The 15,266-nt window shown below is 68.7% G+C and carries 12 protein-coding genes and 2 pseudogenes; 11 read left to right on the top strand and 3 right to left on the bottom strand.

The features are described from left to right. Window positions 1-26: 26 nt before the first annotated feature. From AKI01S_RS50765 to AKI01S_RS21190, 3 genes and pseudogenes are all read left to right on the top strand, one after another. Complete coding sequence (locus tag AKI01S_RS50765) at window positions 27-182, top strand: hypothetical protein (RefSeq protein ID WP_157419983.1); 156 nt, start codon at window positions 27-29, stop codon at window positions 180-182. A gap of 178 nt (window positions 183-360) precedes the next feature. Beyond that, window positions 361-456: pseudogene (locus AKI01S_RS54850) on the top strand (IS982 family transposase); the annotation flags it as partial. Between the two features lie 104 nt (window positions 457-560). Beyond that, complete coding sequence (locus AKI01S_RS21190; RefSeq protein ID WP_157419984.1) at window positions 561-944, top strand: hypothetical protein; 384 nt, start codon at window positions 561-563, stop codon at window positions 942-944. Here AKI01S_RS21190 and AKI01S_RS21195 read toward each other — a convergent pair. Then, window positions 914-2,419 (bottom strand): aldehyde dehydrogenase family protein, encoded by a 1,506-nt coding sequence (locus AKI01S_RS21195; protein WP_083999968.1) that lies wholly within the window; start codon window positions 2,417-2,419, stop codon window positions 914-916. The two genes, AKI01S_RS21190 and AKI01S_RS21195, sit on opposite strands and share 31 nt — an antisense overlap. Beyond that, window positions 2,416-3,360, bottom strand: a complete 945-nt coding sequence (locus AKI01S_RS21200; protein WP_067820558.1) for a MerR family transcriptional regulator — start codon at window positions 3,358-3,360, stop codon at window positions 2,416-2,418. Before AKI01S_RS21200 ends, AKI01S_RS21195 begins: the two co-directional genes overlap by 4 nt. Window positions 3,361-3,581: 221 nt before the next feature. Here AKI01S_RS21200 and AKI01S_RS53585 point away from each other — a divergent pair, with 221 nt between their 5' ends. Next, window positions 3,582-3,746 carry a hypothetical protein gene (locus AKI01S_RS53585; protein WP_245681714.1) on the top strand — a complete coding sequence of 55 codons (165 nt, stop codon included), beginning with the start codon at window positions 3,582-3,584 and terminating at the stop codon, window positions 3,744-3,746. A 118-nt stretch (window positions 3,747-3,864) separates the two neighbouring features. Here the strand turns inward: AKI01S_RS53585 and AKI01S_RS54690 are convergent. Beyond that, window positions 3,865-4,461 (bottom strand): annotated as a pseudogene (locus AKI01S_RS54690) (transposase); the annotation flags it as partial. 1,352 nt (window positions 4,462-5,813) lie between these two features. Here AKI01S_RS54690 and AKI01S_RS21205 point away from each other — a divergent pair. The 7 genes from AKI01S_RS21205 (at window position 5,814) to AKI01S_RS21235 (ending at window position 13,915) form a co-directional block, all read left to right on the top strand. Further along, on the top strand, window positions 5,814-7,196 hold the full coding sequence (locus tag AKI01S_RS21205; RefSeq protein ID WP_067820561.1) for an FAD-binding oxidoreductase: 1,383 nt from the start codon (window positions 5,814-5,816) through the stop codon (window positions 7,194-7,196). A gap of 532 nt (window positions 7,197-7,728) precedes the next feature. Continuing rightward, a complete protein-coding gene (locus AKI01S_RS21210) occupies window positions 7,729-8,175 on the top strand; it encodes a hypothetical protein (RefSeq protein ID WP_067820564.1) in 447 nt (148 codons plus the stop codon). A 1,126-nt stretch (window positions 8,176-9,301) separates the two neighbouring features. Continuing rightward, window positions 9,302-9,799, top strand: a complete 498-nt coding sequence (locus AKI01S_RS21215) for a chorismate-binding protein (RefSeq protein ID WP_281186088.1) — start codon at window positions 9,302-9,304, stop codon at window positions 9,797-9,799. 339 nt (window positions 9,800-10,138) lie between these two features. After that, window positions 10,139-10,324, top strand: a complete 186-nt coding sequence (locus AKI01S_RS21220; protein ID WP_067820571.1) for an MmyB family transcriptional regulator — start codon at window positions 10,139-10,141, stop codon at window positions 10,322-10,324. Window positions 10,325-11,357: 1,033 nt separating this feature from the next. Then, on the top strand, window positions 11,358-12,185 hold the full coding sequence (locus AKI01S_RS21225; protein ID WP_067820574.1) for a hypothetical protein: 828 nt from the start codon (window positions 11,358-11,360) through the stop codon (window positions 12,183-12,185). A gap of 167 nt (window positions 12,186-12,352) precedes the next feature. After that, window positions 12,353-13,081, top strand: a complete 729-nt coding sequence (locus tag AKI01S_RS21230; protein WP_157419986.1) for a hypothetical protein — start codon at window positions 12,353-12,355, stop codon at window positions 13,079-13,081. An 87-nt stretch (window positions 13,082-13,168) separates the two neighbouring features. Further along, window positions 13,169-13,915: a hypothetical protein gene (locus tag AKI01S_RS21235; protein ID WP_157419987.1), complete on the top strand. Its 747-nt coding sequence runs from the start codon at window positions 13,169-13,171 to the stop codon at window positions 13,913-13,915. Window positions 13,916-15,266: the final 1,351 nt, after the last annotated feature.

Consider the following 15,266-nt stretch of genomic DNA (forward strand, 5'->3'; position numbering starts at 1 on the left):
GGGGAGCCCCGGACGGAATGCTTCCCTTGCCCGACGGCACCACGGCGATGGCCGTCGGTCAGCCGCACGGCAAGGCCATCGCCGTCACCTACGGCGCCACCAGCATCCACGGCGGTGGAGACAAGATCTTGGAAGTCTGGGACCTCGCCGCGGGAAAACCATCGGTCTTCACCGGCCGGTGACCGACGATCCGGCATTGATGACCGGGTGCGGGAGACACCGGCCGTCACCGTCGAGCCTGGCGGGTCCGACCTCGACGTCCACGCTATGGGCCGGAGAGACACGCGTGGGCAGCCGGATCGTTGATGGAAGATCGCTGAACCGGGTGCGGGCATGGGGAAGGACGCCCGTGGCCGGTGTGTGAAGACTGACTTGGACGCCCTTTTGACCGCACTCCACGTCCGCCTGGACGATCACGTCCTGCCCTCGCGACAACAGCTTCGGCGGGGACGGCCTTCGACGCGCTCCGGCCGCTGCCCGGGGCGCGCGCCGCTCCCACCGTCCGGACGTTCAGACCCGTTAGTGCGGAACCAGGGGAACATGTGTTGCACCAGAGGTTCATGCGGCCGGCTTTCGCCCATACCCAGCGCATCCGTCAGCTCATCGACGCTGAGGACGACGGCCCGCTCGGCGGACTCGCCCGGCTCATCGCCGAATCCGCCGGATCCGGGGCCGTGAGCGTGCGCTCGCCGAACGCGGGCTGGCGACCTTGGCGGCCCGCCAGCCCGCGCTACGGCCTGTGGCACGACAACGTCGAGGAGCTCGTCCGAACGCGGACCGACGACCCGGACGCGGCCGAAGCGTTCGTCGCCCTGGCCGACGGCCTGTGCACGGCCACCCTCCTGGACGGCTACGAGGCCGACCCGAACCACATCCGGGTAATCCTCAGCAAGGCACTACTGCCGACCAGCCATCAGTTGCGCGACGGGATTCCTTGCGGGTGAACGGACCGGAGGTCTTCGCCCTGCCCGTTGACAGATGCGTCGATGATCCAGTCCGGGTCGCTGGTCGGCGACGCCCAGGACGGCTCTGCGAACAGGACGGTCTTGGGCTCGGTCATGGCGTCGACGGCGTACGGTACGCCCTCGCGCCCGATACCGGCGGCGCCGGTGCCTCCGAACGGCATCGCGTCGGAGCGGTTGTCGCTGGTCCCGCCCATCACGACCGTTCCGACATCGAGTTCGCGGGCGAGGACCATGGCGGCCTGGGGGTCGGCGGCGAAGACGCCCGCCTGAAGGCCGCCGTCGCCCTGGTTGGCCATCGCGACGGCCTCCCTGGTGGTCTGGAAGCGTTCCAGTACGGTGACCGGACCGAAGACCTCCTCCTCGGCGAGCCTGGTCCCAGGCGGCAGACCCTCGATCAGGGTCGGGCGGAAGCGGGGACCATCCGGGGCGCCGCCGGTGAGGATGCGGGCCCCGGCCGAGCGCGCCTCGTCGACGATGCGGCCGATTCGTTCGCGGCTCGCCAGATCGATCATCGGCCCCATGTCCGTGGTGGGGTCGGCCTTCGGGCCGGAACGCACCTGTCGTGTCGCGTCCGTGAGCATCGCCCTGGCCTGCTCGTACAGTGAATCGTGGATGAGGATCCGCTGGACGTGCAAGCAGTTCTGCCCGGCCGCGGCGAACGCGCCGTCCACCAGAGCCGGCACCGCCCGGTCGAGGTCGGTGCCGGCCAGCAGCAGCGTGGGGCAGATGCCGCCCAGTTCCATGACCAGCCGCTTGCCGCCCGCCGCACGGCGCACGAGCGCGCCGGTGGCGCGTCCGCCGGTGAAGCTGACCAACCGGACGCGACGATCGCCGACCAGCAGCTCGGAGACCGCGCCGTCGGCGGGCAGGACACTGAGCCGATCCTGCGGAACACCCGCGTCGAGCAGCGTGGCGGCCAGCAGCAACGCCGACAGCGGTGTCCGGGGATCGGGTTTGACGACGACCGGGTTGCCCGCGGCCAGCGCGGGCCCGACCTTGTGCGCGACCAGGTTCAGCGGGTCGTTGTAGGGGGTGACCGCCACGACGACCCCCACCGGATCGCGACGCACGAACCCCCGCCACCCGGCACCAGGATCGCTTGCCGCGGTGCCGTCGGCCGCGTCGGCGCTGAGCCGCAGCGTGCCGATCGTCCGCGCGACCTCCCGCCGGGCCTCCCGGATGGTCTTGATCCCCTCGGTGGCGATCGTCACGGCGAAGTGCTCTGCGGACTCCGCCACCGACATGGCCGCGGCGTCCAGCGCCGCGGCACGCGCGTCGGGCGGCCAGTCGCGACGCCCGGCGGCCGCGGCGGCGCCGAGCGCCCGCTCGACCTCGCCCGGCCCGGCCATCGCCACCTCCGCGACGACGTCCGCGGTGTCGGGGTCGAGCACGAGCGTGCTGCGGCTGCCGACCACCCACCGGCCGCCGCACAGCAATGGGCGCACCCCGCTCATGCCCGCTCACGCAGCCATTGCACGACCTCTTGCGCGTGGGTGTCCGGCGGGAAGATCGGGTAGAACACGTGCTCGATCGTCGTGCCGAGCATGACCAGGGTGATCCTCTTGTAGAGGGTCGTGCCGTTCGCCTCGAACGTCGGCAGGTCCAGGATCCGGCTCAGGTAGTGGTCGGGGTCCGACAGCAGCGGATAGGGCAGGTGCAGGCGCCGCACGAGCGCCTGCTGGTACTCCGCGCGGTCGGACGACAGCGCGACCACCTGGTCGACGCCGCACTCGCGCAGCTCGGCGAGGTTGTCGCGGAAACCGCACGCCTCCTGACTGCATCCGCGGGCGCCGGGAATCTCGTTCCATCCCTGGGGGATGTCGGCCGCCGGATCACCGGTGAGCGGGTAGATGAACAGGATCCACCGGCCGGCGCTGACCGCGTCCAGACGGATCTGGGAGCCGTCGGTCGCGAGGAACGTCAGCGGCGGCAGCTGCCGGCCGGGCAGGTGATCGGCGGCTCCGTCGTCGGTCGGTGCGGGCAGGTCGCCGGGTAGGGGGTCGGCTTTGGGCAGCATGGAGTCCTCCTGCTCGTCGGTGATGGGTCGGCCGGCTGCGGCGCGCAGCTGCTCGGCCAGTTGTTGGCGGGTGTGGGCGAGACGGGTGATCAGGCGGTCGAGCGCGCGGACTTTCTGGTGGTAGACCGCCAGCGACTCCGGGCAGGCGTCACCGCTGTCGTGCCCACCGCGCAGGCAGTCCAGGAAGGGTCTGGTCTCCTTGGGGGTGAGCCCGATCGCCGTCAGGCTGCGAATCTCGGCTGCGAGCCTGACGTCGGTCGGTGAGTACTCCCGGTAGCCGTTGGCCAGACGGCCGGGCGTGAGCAGCCCGGCTTCCTCGTAGTACCGCAAGGCCTTCCTGGTGACGCCCGCGGCCTTGGCCGCCTCACTAGCCCGCATGTTCACTCCCTCGCACGTGACCGACCGTAAACCTGGCCCCGCAGGGCCAGGTCAACACCGAATCTCGGAAATCGGTACAACCCGCTTCTGACCTGCAAGCCTCCCGCCCCGCCGCACGCGATCGCGCAGTACCCCGAATCCGGCATGGAGGGGCGGAAGGGCAGGAACCCGCCCGCCCGCATCCCGATCCGGCTCGGCATTCGGCGACGCCGACGGCCGCGATGGAGACGCTGCTGGAGGACACCGAGCACGGCGAGGACACCTGGCTCGTCGTACGCGACGCTCACTGCCGCTCTGGCGCGACCGACTCGACGAGTTGCTGGTCGGGCGGTGCCCTTCGCAATCTGTACGAGAAGTTCGGCGATCGGCGCGCGAACGGCCGATGAGTTGGGTATCTCGGGGTGATGACGTACCCGACGCGGCAAGTGGGCACGTCCGAACCGAGGGGTCGCATGGCCACACCGCCGTCCCCGACCAGGATGTCACTGGAGAAGTGCCGCAGGTGGTGGGGTCGCCGAAGACGAACTCGCCGCCGTGCTTGGGTGGACGTCCGCCCAGCGGGTTGGCCGGCAGGAAATCAGTCCGCGTCGGGCCGGTGCGGCTCAGCACCCGATCCGGGCGCATCCTTTCCAACACCTCGATCGGCAGGTCCTCCAGCAGGAACACCGGGCGCGGCAGGTCGTAACCGGCATCAGCCACGATCATGATGGGCAGGTCGCCGTTCCGGTACTGTCCGGCGCGGATCAGCCGTTCCACCACCTCGCGCAACCGGGCGGCGGTGACGGCGGTGACGTCGGCGCCCGGCCCAACCGGACCGCATCCAGCAACGCCGTCCAGGACGTCGGCCCGGCCTCCAAAAGCGGCCACGAACGAATACGGCCGGCCCGGCACCATCTGGTGCCGTCCCTCACCACGTCCGTAGGTGTGGCAGAACGACCGGTCCGGGCAGGGCGCGGCGTCCGGGCGTAGCCAGGGTGAGACGTCGACGGCCAGCACCAGGCGGCCGTCGGCAGCTCGCGGCAACGGCAACGTCGCCAGCGGCCTGCGGAGTCTGATCACGTCGATGTGACCTTGGTTCGAACCCGCAGACAACGCGCCGTGGCCGCCATCACCCTCGTGCGCCGGCCGGCACCCGCTGCCTGGGGTGTTCTCCCGACAAACTACCTACTCACCGTCATCGACCAGTAGCAGACAGTCAGAGAAGGGGTGTTGGTTCGTTGAGCATCAGGAGGATCTGCATGCGCACCGCATCCGCCCGTACTCCTGTCCGTGTCGTCCTCCCCCCTGGTCGGCAGGGGTGACCGCCGTACACCCGCCAGCCCCTTGGGCAGGGCGTAGACGGCGACGACGAAGAGGACCCTGAGCGACAACGGGCCGGAGCGCCTTGTGGATGCCCGACCGGGGTACGAGGAGCCCCAGCTTGACCGGTCCCGTGCGTGCGGCGTCCGCGTCGCCGCCGAGGCTCGCCCCGCCGCACGCCGTGATCAGTGAAAGCCCTGTGCGGGTGGTGAGCAGTCCCAAGAATCCGGCCCGACTCGTCATGAAGACTCCCTGATGGTCGCGGGGTGCAGGCGGGTGCGCCGTTCATATCGCGTAGCTGTGACGTCCATCAATAGAGCGCAACATATTCTCGCTGGACGGGTGGGTGGTCCGCGTTGGCCCTGTGGAGCCTCCAGGGTCGGACCCGCTGCGACCCTTGGTCGAAGCCAAGGTTTGTGCCGTATTCGTTACTGTCGACAGATAAGCGCCATATGGTGCTCCGGATCCAGCGGGATGCTTAACCGGCGGAGGCGAGACGTGACCAACGGACCGGTATGAAGAGACGTCCTGAAGAACAGTGGGCCGGGAGTCGCCCGGTAATGATCATGTCGCGGCCATGTCCAACCGGCGCCGCGCGGGTCCGCTGGGGTGCTGGTCAGGTGGCCGGAATCCGCCAAGATCACGCACGGTCACAGATGGAACCGGTGCTGTCAAGAGCCGAGGGGCGACCATCCCGGTCCGCCCGGCGACCGCGACCCCGTAAGGGTTCGGCCGTTCCTCGCTGACGGCCGGGTAGTCCCTCACCGCCCGGGCCCGAGTTTTACCGTTCGCGGTGATTTTCGGTTCCGCCGGTCGGCCATATCTCCTTCGGAGCCGCCGCTCGTTCACATCTGACGGGTTCCCGCTTTCGTGATCGCCGGTGTCGGCGACTGCGGTCTCGGGATGTCCGCCGGTCGGCTCTGTCCTCGTGCTGGGGTGCGCGAGTGACGACCATGGCGGTGCAGAAGGGGACGAACATGCAGGATCGGCGTGGCTTCCTTCGAGTGGGGGCTCAACTGTCGGCGGCAGGGCTGGTGACCGGTGTGGTGGGTCGGCAACCGGCCGACGCCGCGACCGACAGCACCAAGTCCGTTGCGGCGAGACCGCCTGCCCGGTCGGGGAGCGGCCCGGCGGACGGTGGGTCGGCTGGTGAGATGGACTGGCGGCACCTGCGGCGCGAGCTGAGTGCCAGAGGCCGCCTGTACCGGCCGGGGGATCCGCAGTTCGGGCGCCTGGCGCCACCGTGGAACCTGCGTTACGCCGACCGCAGGCCGGCCGGCATCGTCGTGTGCGCCACGCCCAAGGACGTCCAGGTCGCGGTGCGGTGGGCGCGCCGCACCGGCATGCCGCTGATGCCGCGGTCGGGCGGCCACAGCTATGCCGGATACTCCACCACTCCGGGCCTGCTCATCAGCCTGGCCCCGATGCGCCGGATCACCCGGCGCGGCGACCGCCTGTGGGTCGGCGGCGGAGCCACCAACGCCGATGTGTTCGACGCTGGAGAGCACAAAACCGGACTGTACGTGCCCGGCGGACGCTGCCTCGGGGTCGGGGTGGCCGGCCTGACGCTGGGGGGAGGGCTCGGCTTCAACGACCGTAAATGGGGCCTGACCTGCGACCACCTTGTCGCCACCGACGTCGTGCTGGCCGATGGCACGCTGGTGCGCGCCAGCCGCAAGCACGACCAGGACCTGTGGTGGGCCTGCCGCGGCGGCGCCGGCGGCAACTTCGGGATCAACACCGGCTTCGAGTTCGACACCGTCGATGTGTCCCGTACCGCCGCCACCGTCTTCGCCCTGACCTTCCGGCTGAACCAGGGTACGAAGGTCATGCGGATCCTGCAGCATCACCTGCTGGCCCGCGACACCCGCCACAACCTGGACGTGCGAGTGGGGTTCGGCAACCCCGGCACCGGAGCCGGTCATGCCCACATCGCCGTCCTGGGCCAGTACCTCGGCGACATCGACGCCCTGCGCCGCGAACTGAAACCGCTGCTGCGGCTGCGCCCCTCCAAGCACCGCCTGCGCCACAGCGGCTTCTGGACCGCGCAACAGCGGCTGTCGATGAAGTCCGAACACGAGGCCATGGCGTCCCGTTCCCTGGTGCCCGACCGGTGGCTCGAGGACGACGCCGTTCACCTCATCACCCACCAGATCAGCGGCTGGCGCCCCGGACGGCGGGGCAACAGCGCTTTCGTCACCCTGTTCGCCATGGGCGGCGCCATCGCCCGCCTCGACCCGGCCGACACCGCCTACCCGCACCGCCGCGCCACATTCGTGATCGACATCGGCACCTCCTGGAAGCCCGGCACCCCCGACCATGTCGTCAACGCCCTACTGGCACAGACCCACACCACCCACCACGCCCTCAGCGACGCACTGCGCACCCGCGCCGCCTACGTCAACTTCACCGATCCCGACCTGCACGACTGGCCCACCGCCTACTACGCCGACAACTACACACGGCTCACCCACGTCAAACGCCACTACGACCCCGACTGGGTGTTCCGCTACCCGCAGGGCATCCACCCGGCCTGAACCCAGCACCACCCCCGCACCGGGCAGACAGCGAAGACCGCGGGCCGCCGGAACCCGCGCAGGCCAGACCTATCCGGTTTTCAGGACCCGGGTGAGCTACCGCTTGGACGGTCTCTAGCAGCGCACCGTCAGGGAGGTTCCTGAGGGAGAGCGGTACGGACGATGAGGCGTATGCCGAAGTCATCCGGGTCGCCGTTCGCGGAGCCCTCTCCCGAACTCGGCGTTCTGGGAGGGGGTTCTGAGGTCGCCATGACCGGTGGCCGACTTCGACCGCATGCGTCCTGGCTCCGAACCGGGAATCTCCCAACAATCTACTCACGAAGAGTAATCAATTCACTCCACTGGGTAGTTGTAAGTGTGCTTGCGGCGACCCACCGCAGCCCGACCGGCGGATCGGCATCCCGCCGACCGCGGAGCCGCCCGTGGCACGCCAGTGACAGCACCAGTGACGGAGGGGTGAGGGTGGCGGTGACCGCGTCGGTGATGGCGGCATTCGCCTGGGTCGGTCTTTCTGCGCGAAAGGAAACCGGCGATGATCAACACCGCTCTGGCCGCCACCGCGCTGGCGGCGCTGCTCGCGGGCGCGCCCGGCACCGCGCCGCCGCCCTGCAAGCCCGTGGACAGGGACCCCAAGGCCAGCGTGAAGGTCAACACCGCCACGGTGGGATCCGATGGCCGGCAGTTGACCGTCAACCTCACCTACATCTGCACCAAGGGCACTCAGCTGGCGGTGGCGGCGGCGCAACCGCCGCGCACCGGGACCGCCCCCAAATACGAGCGCATCGGCGCGGGCGTCACCACCCCCGACTGCGACGGCACCTCCCACACCGCTGACATCATCGCCTCGCCCCGAAAGCCCTTCACCGGCACCTGGCAGCGCAACGCCGCCGCCACCGTCGGCGCCAACCTGCTGCTGGTCGAAGGACAATGCAGCTACCTGCTCGTCGGCGACGTCAACAACTCAATGACACTGAGCTGATCCCCGCCAGCCCACCGCCAGGCGATGAGCCGACGTTCGGTTCGCCCGGCGGCCGCAACGCGCTGAGAGCGAGAGCGCCGGTCCCGAGCTCTTGGGTTCGACTGGCGTGGCCTTCGATGCTGGCGATCAAGCCGGAGACGACGGGGAGCCGACGGGAGCGCTCCGGTGACAGCCGAAGCCCGTTCAGGAGGCTGTTTTCCATCCCTGCGTGATCATAAAAGGGATGGAAAGCGGCCTCCCGGCGAAAGTCGGGCAAAACGGCCCTTCTTTATCTCGGTGCCACACCTGATGCACGCCCTCCTTCAAGCCGGGCGCTGGATCGACACGCGCCACGCCCCTGAATTCCCAGGGTGATCTGCCATGGCTGGGAAGGCATGGAACTTGATCAGCGGTGGTCATCACCGGAAGGCGGACAGGGCCCTGGATGGTCACGATCGGTCGTCCCTTCGAGGGGCGTTGCCCGTCAAGAGGTTCCAGCGATCGATGCCACCATCACCGTCGTATCCGCGATCTCGACAGCCGTACCTCCAGCCGCCGCCGTATCGGGACCTGCGGCCCGCGCCGTGGCGGGTGAGCCGGTGGAGCCGCCGCACACGGCCGACAGGCGGAGTCCGGGCTCACGCGGGAGCGTCTGCGCAAGCGACCGAGATGCCCAGGACACAGCCGCGAGGGAACGCAGCGTCAAAGGACCCCTGGTGGCGGCGTTCAAGGCCGAAGGCGTCCAGCCGACAGCATGGACCTGGAAACCGGTCTCATGCTGAACGGCACTTCTGAGCGGGGACCGGTTACGGCATGGCCAGGTGTCGGGCTGTGAGGGCGGAAGAGTTCTTGCTCGCCTCCCCGCGCGGCACGCTGAGGGCAGCCGGGGTGGCGGTCGCCGTTCCACCTCGGGCTGAACTTGGAAGCGCGAAACAAGGCGCGGTGGGGTTGGAGGACCTCCCGGAACGGGTTGGCGACGCGTTGAGCGCTGCGCTGGCGTCCGGGCACTCGGCGCCGATTGTGGTGGGAGCGATTCCGTTCGCTGGTGATGCGGCCCCCTACCTGTTCGTCCCTCAACACGTGTGCTTTGGTCCCGCGCCGGGACGGGGGCGTAATGGCGGTGGCGCGGACTTCGGCATCACGGCCCATGCGGCTTCCGGCACAGTCACCGGTGCGGTGTCCGGTGCCGGTGCCGACGCATCCCACTCCGGTGGCAGCCGGATCCGTGTGGCATCTGTCCACCCAGATCACTGGCGAGCTGACCGACCTGGCCACCACCTCCCTGCGACTGGCTGCCGCCCTCCATCCCACCCCGGCCGCCTGCGGCGCACCTACCAGCGTGGCCCGGCGGCTGATCGCCGAGTTGGAGCCGTTCGACCGCGGTTTCTATACCGGCCTGGTCGGTGGGCAGGATGTCGCCGGCGACGGCGTGTGGGCGATCGCCCTGCGCTGTGCCGTCGCCGACGACCAAGCCCTCACGTTCTACGCTGGAGCGGGCATCGTCGCCGACAGCGACCCGCACGCCGAACCGGCCGAGACCTGCGCCAAGTTCCGCACCGCGCTGAGCGCCCTGAGTCCAGCCGCAGCGGACCTGGCCGGGCCGTCCGCTCCCCGACCTTCAGCCCGCCACAGAGCCACCAGGTAAAGGTCGCCAGACGACAGCGATGCAACAGGCCGCCGGAGGCCGATCGAACCCGCATCCCATCGGCAACTACTATCAGTAGCCATCTGGCCGCGTTAGGGAGATTCTGGGGGCAGCCGATGCTGGAAGTCATCGGAGTGGGATTCGGCCGGACCGGCACGGTGTCCCTGACGGCCGCCAACGGCGGTTCGCCGCCGAGGTCGTCGCTTCCTTACCGGCTGGCCTAAATGCCCTGCCCGCCAGGTCGCCGATCCTGCGGGTAGGGGCTCCGGTTGTCGGCCTGGTGGGCTTGGCTCCAGCCGGTGGAGGTGCGGTTCCCGGCGAACAGGCTGCCGCCTGTGGGTGTGGCACGACGCGCGCCCCTCCCGCGACGAGCTCAAACGGTTCGCCCACCCGATCGTCGGGGAGCTCGCCCTGCGGCGGCAGGCACTCACCGTCGGCGGCGTGGAACAGCAAGTGATCATCGTCTACCAGGCGGCGCCGGGAAGCCCCTCCGAGTCCGCCCTCGCCCGGCTGCTCCGACACTGACGATCTTGTTCCGGGCCGCTGTGTTCACCTGCGACGAGCGCCCAGCCCGCAGCGTCCCTCGCAACGAGCTGCACCCATCGCGTTCCCATCCCGAATGGCAGCTGCTGCTTGACACCACAACGTGCTCGGATGTCTGGGGACACCTTCGGGGGCAGAGGGCCGAACTGGCCGGCGCCGGTGTTCTCCATGGGCTGCCCATTGCCTTTCCCGGTCGGCCCGATTGCCTCGTGAAACCAGTGATCGCCAGGTTCGCCACCCTGGTCTTGAGTTTTGCCCTGATTGCCGAATGAAGCTTAAAGGCGTTCCAATGTGGCTCTGTCTGCTCAGTATCTTCCTGATCAAGGCAGGGGCGGCCATCTAGGCATGGGCTTCGTCCTCTGCCATTTCAACCCGGTCGGCATCATTGTTTTTTCACCATATGAAATATCCATGTGCCGTCAAGGGTTTGAGGCCACCGTTCAAAAGTCGGTGCCAGGGGCTTGGCCAAGTTCCTCCTTTTCGGCCAACGAGCCGCGCCATCGTGAGCAAGGTGCGCCTGCGACGGGTTCCCGCTGATCGAGGGCGTCTTTGGCGGGCGGCGGGCGGACGCTGGGTCTTCGCCTCGCCGCAGACCCCCTTGAAGTCCGTGCCTGCTGTGACTGCAGGCGCGGTCGACGACAGGCGCTCCAGCACTGCGCCGGCATCTTCAACCACATGCTCGGCCGCCTGATCCACCACCTCAGGTTGACCGGCTGCATGAGGTGGTGGATCAGGCGAGCGCGGTCGAAAGCCACTTCGATGCCCCTGCGGAATCAGATGTCGGCATCGGATCTTCTGGGGGGAGGATCGTGGCGGGCCAACCTCGCCACCGTGTTGATAACGCCGTTCCAAGGATTATCTTCGTGCCGGGCCCTTCGACGGGAAATGGCGTCATCTGGGCAAACTTCGCCACCAGGAGCTCTTTTGGCGGTTAGGTGATGTTGCGGCCGGGGCAGGAGTGGGCGCGGAAGCCCGGCTGCAAGGCGCCGGGAAACCGTCGAAAGAGAGAAAAGACATGACCCAAAGCGATGTCACGTCGGCGAGTGAGGCCGAGAGCCTGCTGCAGACGCTGGAGCTGCCGGAGTTCACCGGCTGGCCGGGCGGGCGTTTCGACGATGAGGGGGCGGTCGTCTACTCCGGCGAGGGCCAGGCCAAGACCGCCACGGTGGTCAAGAACCGGATGCTCCTGGTCAACGACCCGCAGCTGACGGCCCAGCAGCAAAGCGATGTGGACCTGTCCACCCTGCTGGCGCAGGCCAACTCCGACAAGCTGTACAACCAGGAAACGCAGATGCCCGAGTGGTACACCAACTACAAGAAGGTGATGGGCAGGGTCTGCTACTGGTCGATCCACGGGCTGGAGTTCAAGGAGTACAAGAGCAGCGAGGCGACCTTCTCGCTGAACTCGGTCGCCCTGGAGGTGCTGGAGCAGATCGTCCGCAACCTGCCCAACGCCGCGAGCATCAGGACCACGGTGGCCGACGCCATCAACAAGCTGGTCAAGCTGGCCGAGAAGGGCGACCCCAAGGCCAACATCTTCGGCAGGGGGCACGACGGCGACCAGGCGGCCAAGCTCGCGATCGGGTACGCCTACCCCGGCCAGTCGGGGCCGCGGATCGTGATGTCGGCGTTCTACTTCAAGGCCACCAAGGACGTCACCAACCTGCTGGTGGCCAAGTGGCGTACCCAGGAGACCCGGGTGTGGTACTCCAGCGCCGAGATGGAGCAGTCCACCGACCTGTTCACCAGGCCGCAGCCCAAGAGCGGCAGGCCCCAGCGCGAGCTGGTGCGGGAGATGCTCGGCAAGTCCGCCGAGGACGAGCTGAAGAACCTGGAGATCTGACCGGCCCGCCGGCAGGTGCGGTGCCGGGCCTCCACCGCGGCGACCGGCACCGCACCACCCACCGGTCAGGGTTGGCCTGCGGGTCCTTTCCCATAGCTGACGCTGTGGTCGAGCAGCATCGACTGCCGGCGTTGGCCGGTTCCATCCCCTGGTGAGATGAGGTGCCCATGAACCCGCCCCACACCCGACGTCGGCCGGGCCGCCCGATGCCCGGCACCGCCGCGGCTGGCGCGGCCACCGCGCGGTTGCGCGTGCTGGGACGCACCGGCGCGGTGGTGACCACCGCGCGGCTGGCCGCCGAGGCCCGCGACCGCCACGACGTGGACGCCAGCCTGCTGTACGCCCAAAACACCGCCGACACCTACGGTGACATCTTCGGCGACCCGCGGCAGTGGTTCGAGAACCACAGCCAGTACCTGGACCAGGTCGGCTGGGAGTACCTCAGCGGCAACGCCAAGTGGGACCGGCCGGCCGGACCGCTGGAGGTCCACCAGATCATCCGGCAACGGTTCGCCGCCATCCCCGGATCGGCGCCGCAGATGCACGATCTGGTCGACCGGGCCCTGGCCAGGCTCGGCCAGGCCCGCACCTCCGGCACCCCGGCCCTGGCCAGATTCGGCACCGCGCCCAGCGGCGCCCATCGAGGCTGCTTCTACCTCACCCACGTCGATCACCAGGCCAACGGCCCGGTCTTCCACATGGTGAACTTCTGGTACGACACCCAAGAGCACCTCACCAACGGGCTGTTCCACACCATCCGGGACGCCACCACCGTGGTGTCGACCTCCTACGGCATCCGCCGCCTGGACCGCCGCGAGTACGACACCCAGCGCCAGCGAGTGGAGCAGGCCCTGGCCACCAGCGGCGAGCAGGGGCTGCAGGACCTGCAGATCTGACACCCCTGCGCGCCGCCACCGCTGTCTGTCATCACCGCTGTCGCCGTCTTGTCAGCGCCAGCGCAACCCACGAAGAAGGGGACGACCATGTCCACACATCCACCTACCAGCGCCACCATCGGTGCTGTGCCCGCAACCGGCACAGCTCCCAGCACCGGACCGACGGCTCCGGCGGTGCGAGAAACCGCACCGCTGGTGATCATGGCCGACGCCGTGCTGCTGGTGTTCGACCCCGAGATCACCGACCAGCAGTGGGAGGACACCTACAACACTGTGCTGCTGGCCACCCGCGCCATCACCAAGAAGACACCGCTCCCAGCCGCCGACACCAAATGGTTCACCGCCTGGGCGCACGTCCTGAACAAGCCGGGGATGTGGCGCACCCAGGAATCGTTCGCCTTCACCACCGGCGACTCCCCGACCGCCGAACTGCGGGACGAAGTAATCAACATGCTGACCGGCCGGCTGAGCGATGGCCAGCTGGACCAGCTCACCCAAACCCTGGCCGGCCCACCCGACACCTCCACCGACGGCGAAGACGAACAGCCCGATCCGACCGACCCCGAACGCTTCACCCACGGCAGCGTCATCGTTGCCTATGTCACCACCGGCCGGTCCGGACCCCGCATGATCATCGCCGCAGGGCACGCCCACCCCGCACCTGACGAAAACCTGCTCACCACCTCGCTGGACCCCGATGAGCACACCGTCAAGGTCTCCACCGCCGAGTTGGAGCACATCACCAAGGAGTACGCCCACTCCCAACCCGCCAAAGGCCCCCTGCGCCAGCAGGTCAAGACCAAACTCGGTGGGCAACGCGCCGAGGTGCACTAACGCGACAGCTCCGCCACCCACCGCCTGTGCCTCTCCCGCCTCTGCCCTCGCTTCACCAGCCGGCACATCCGCTGGCGGAAACAGCAGCTCGATCGGGGTGGGGACGGCGGCTCGTCCAGCCACTGGGCGGCGTGGTGGAGGTGACGGCCGGACGTGGCGGCGGCCAGGAAGAGCGCGCACAGCAGGTCCCGGGCGGCCGGACCCCACAGATCTTTCCTCTGATGCCTTCTCCAAGGTCTGGCCAGCTGCAAGGAAGGCTGTACGAAGAGGGGGCACGTCTGCCCGAGCGGGCCTGTTGGGAAGGTTGCACCAGCCACGCGCACCGCTGTCCCAATAGGCAGGGCGGCGAGCCGGTCTTCCATGAGTGCAGGGCAGGGGCAAGCTTGTTCTGATGCATCCGCCCGAGCTGCTTCTGCAGTTGCGCGAGCACCACGAGCGCCAGAAGGCCGAGTACGAGCACTGGGATGTTCTGCCAGCGTAACGGGCGCCGCTCAACCGGCGGAGCAGTGGGAAGGCGCGGAAGGCGCTTCTCCGGCACGCCGGAGTCCACGACGGCCGCCTTCGCGGCGCCCGTCACGCCGCTGGTCGCACAGGTGTTCCCATACGGGTGATCCAAGAGACCTTCGGGCGCTCGGGTGGCCATCACCCGGCTGTACATCGTGGTCGCCGGAGAGCTCATACAGGACGTTGGGCACGGGATGCGCGAGGCGCTCTGGGGAGATCAAAACGGGTGAACCGAAACCAGAGCCGCAGCCCGAACCGCTGTCCGCCGCCCTCTCGGCTTCGCCGAACGCCAACTGTTCCCCGCGAAGAAACCGTCCTGATCAATCCAGAACACGGCACTTGGATCACTGAACGCGCCTTCGTCTGCGACGTCATCTAGGTGACCACATGGGACCGGGACGCGAACCGCCTTCTGGTTCCCACGCTCGACATGACCCCACTGTCGGTCGTCGCCGTGCCGCCGGTTTCCTTCGTCCCAGTGCCAAGGTTCCACTCATCACTGACTTCGTCCGATGCGGTTCACCGCCTGGATTGACGACGCCCGCACTCCCGAAGCTCGCATCTGGGCTGGCCGCCCCGAACCCACCGTGCTCATCCCCATCGATCGGGACAACCGGTCTCACCTGCCACGCAGTCGACCAAGCCGTCAGCTGGGCCAAGAGCCTTTGATCGTTTGGCGTTCCATCGGGACGCCGGCGTCGACGTGTGACCCGGTGAACGTGGCAGGGCGCTGGTCGGTCAACGCCGGAGCGGGCGTTCTGGGCAGCCTGCGTCCGGCAGGCCGATGGGGTCGGTTGCCGCTCAGGTGCGAACCGCTGCGGACTCCTGGCCGCGTGTGAGGTGGGCC

This window comes from Actinomadura kijaniata NBRC 14229 (assembly GCF_001552175.1).
Classification (GTDB): Bacteria; Actinomycetota; Actinomycetes; order Streptosporangiales; family Streptosporangiaceae; genus Spirillospora; species Spirillospora kijaniata.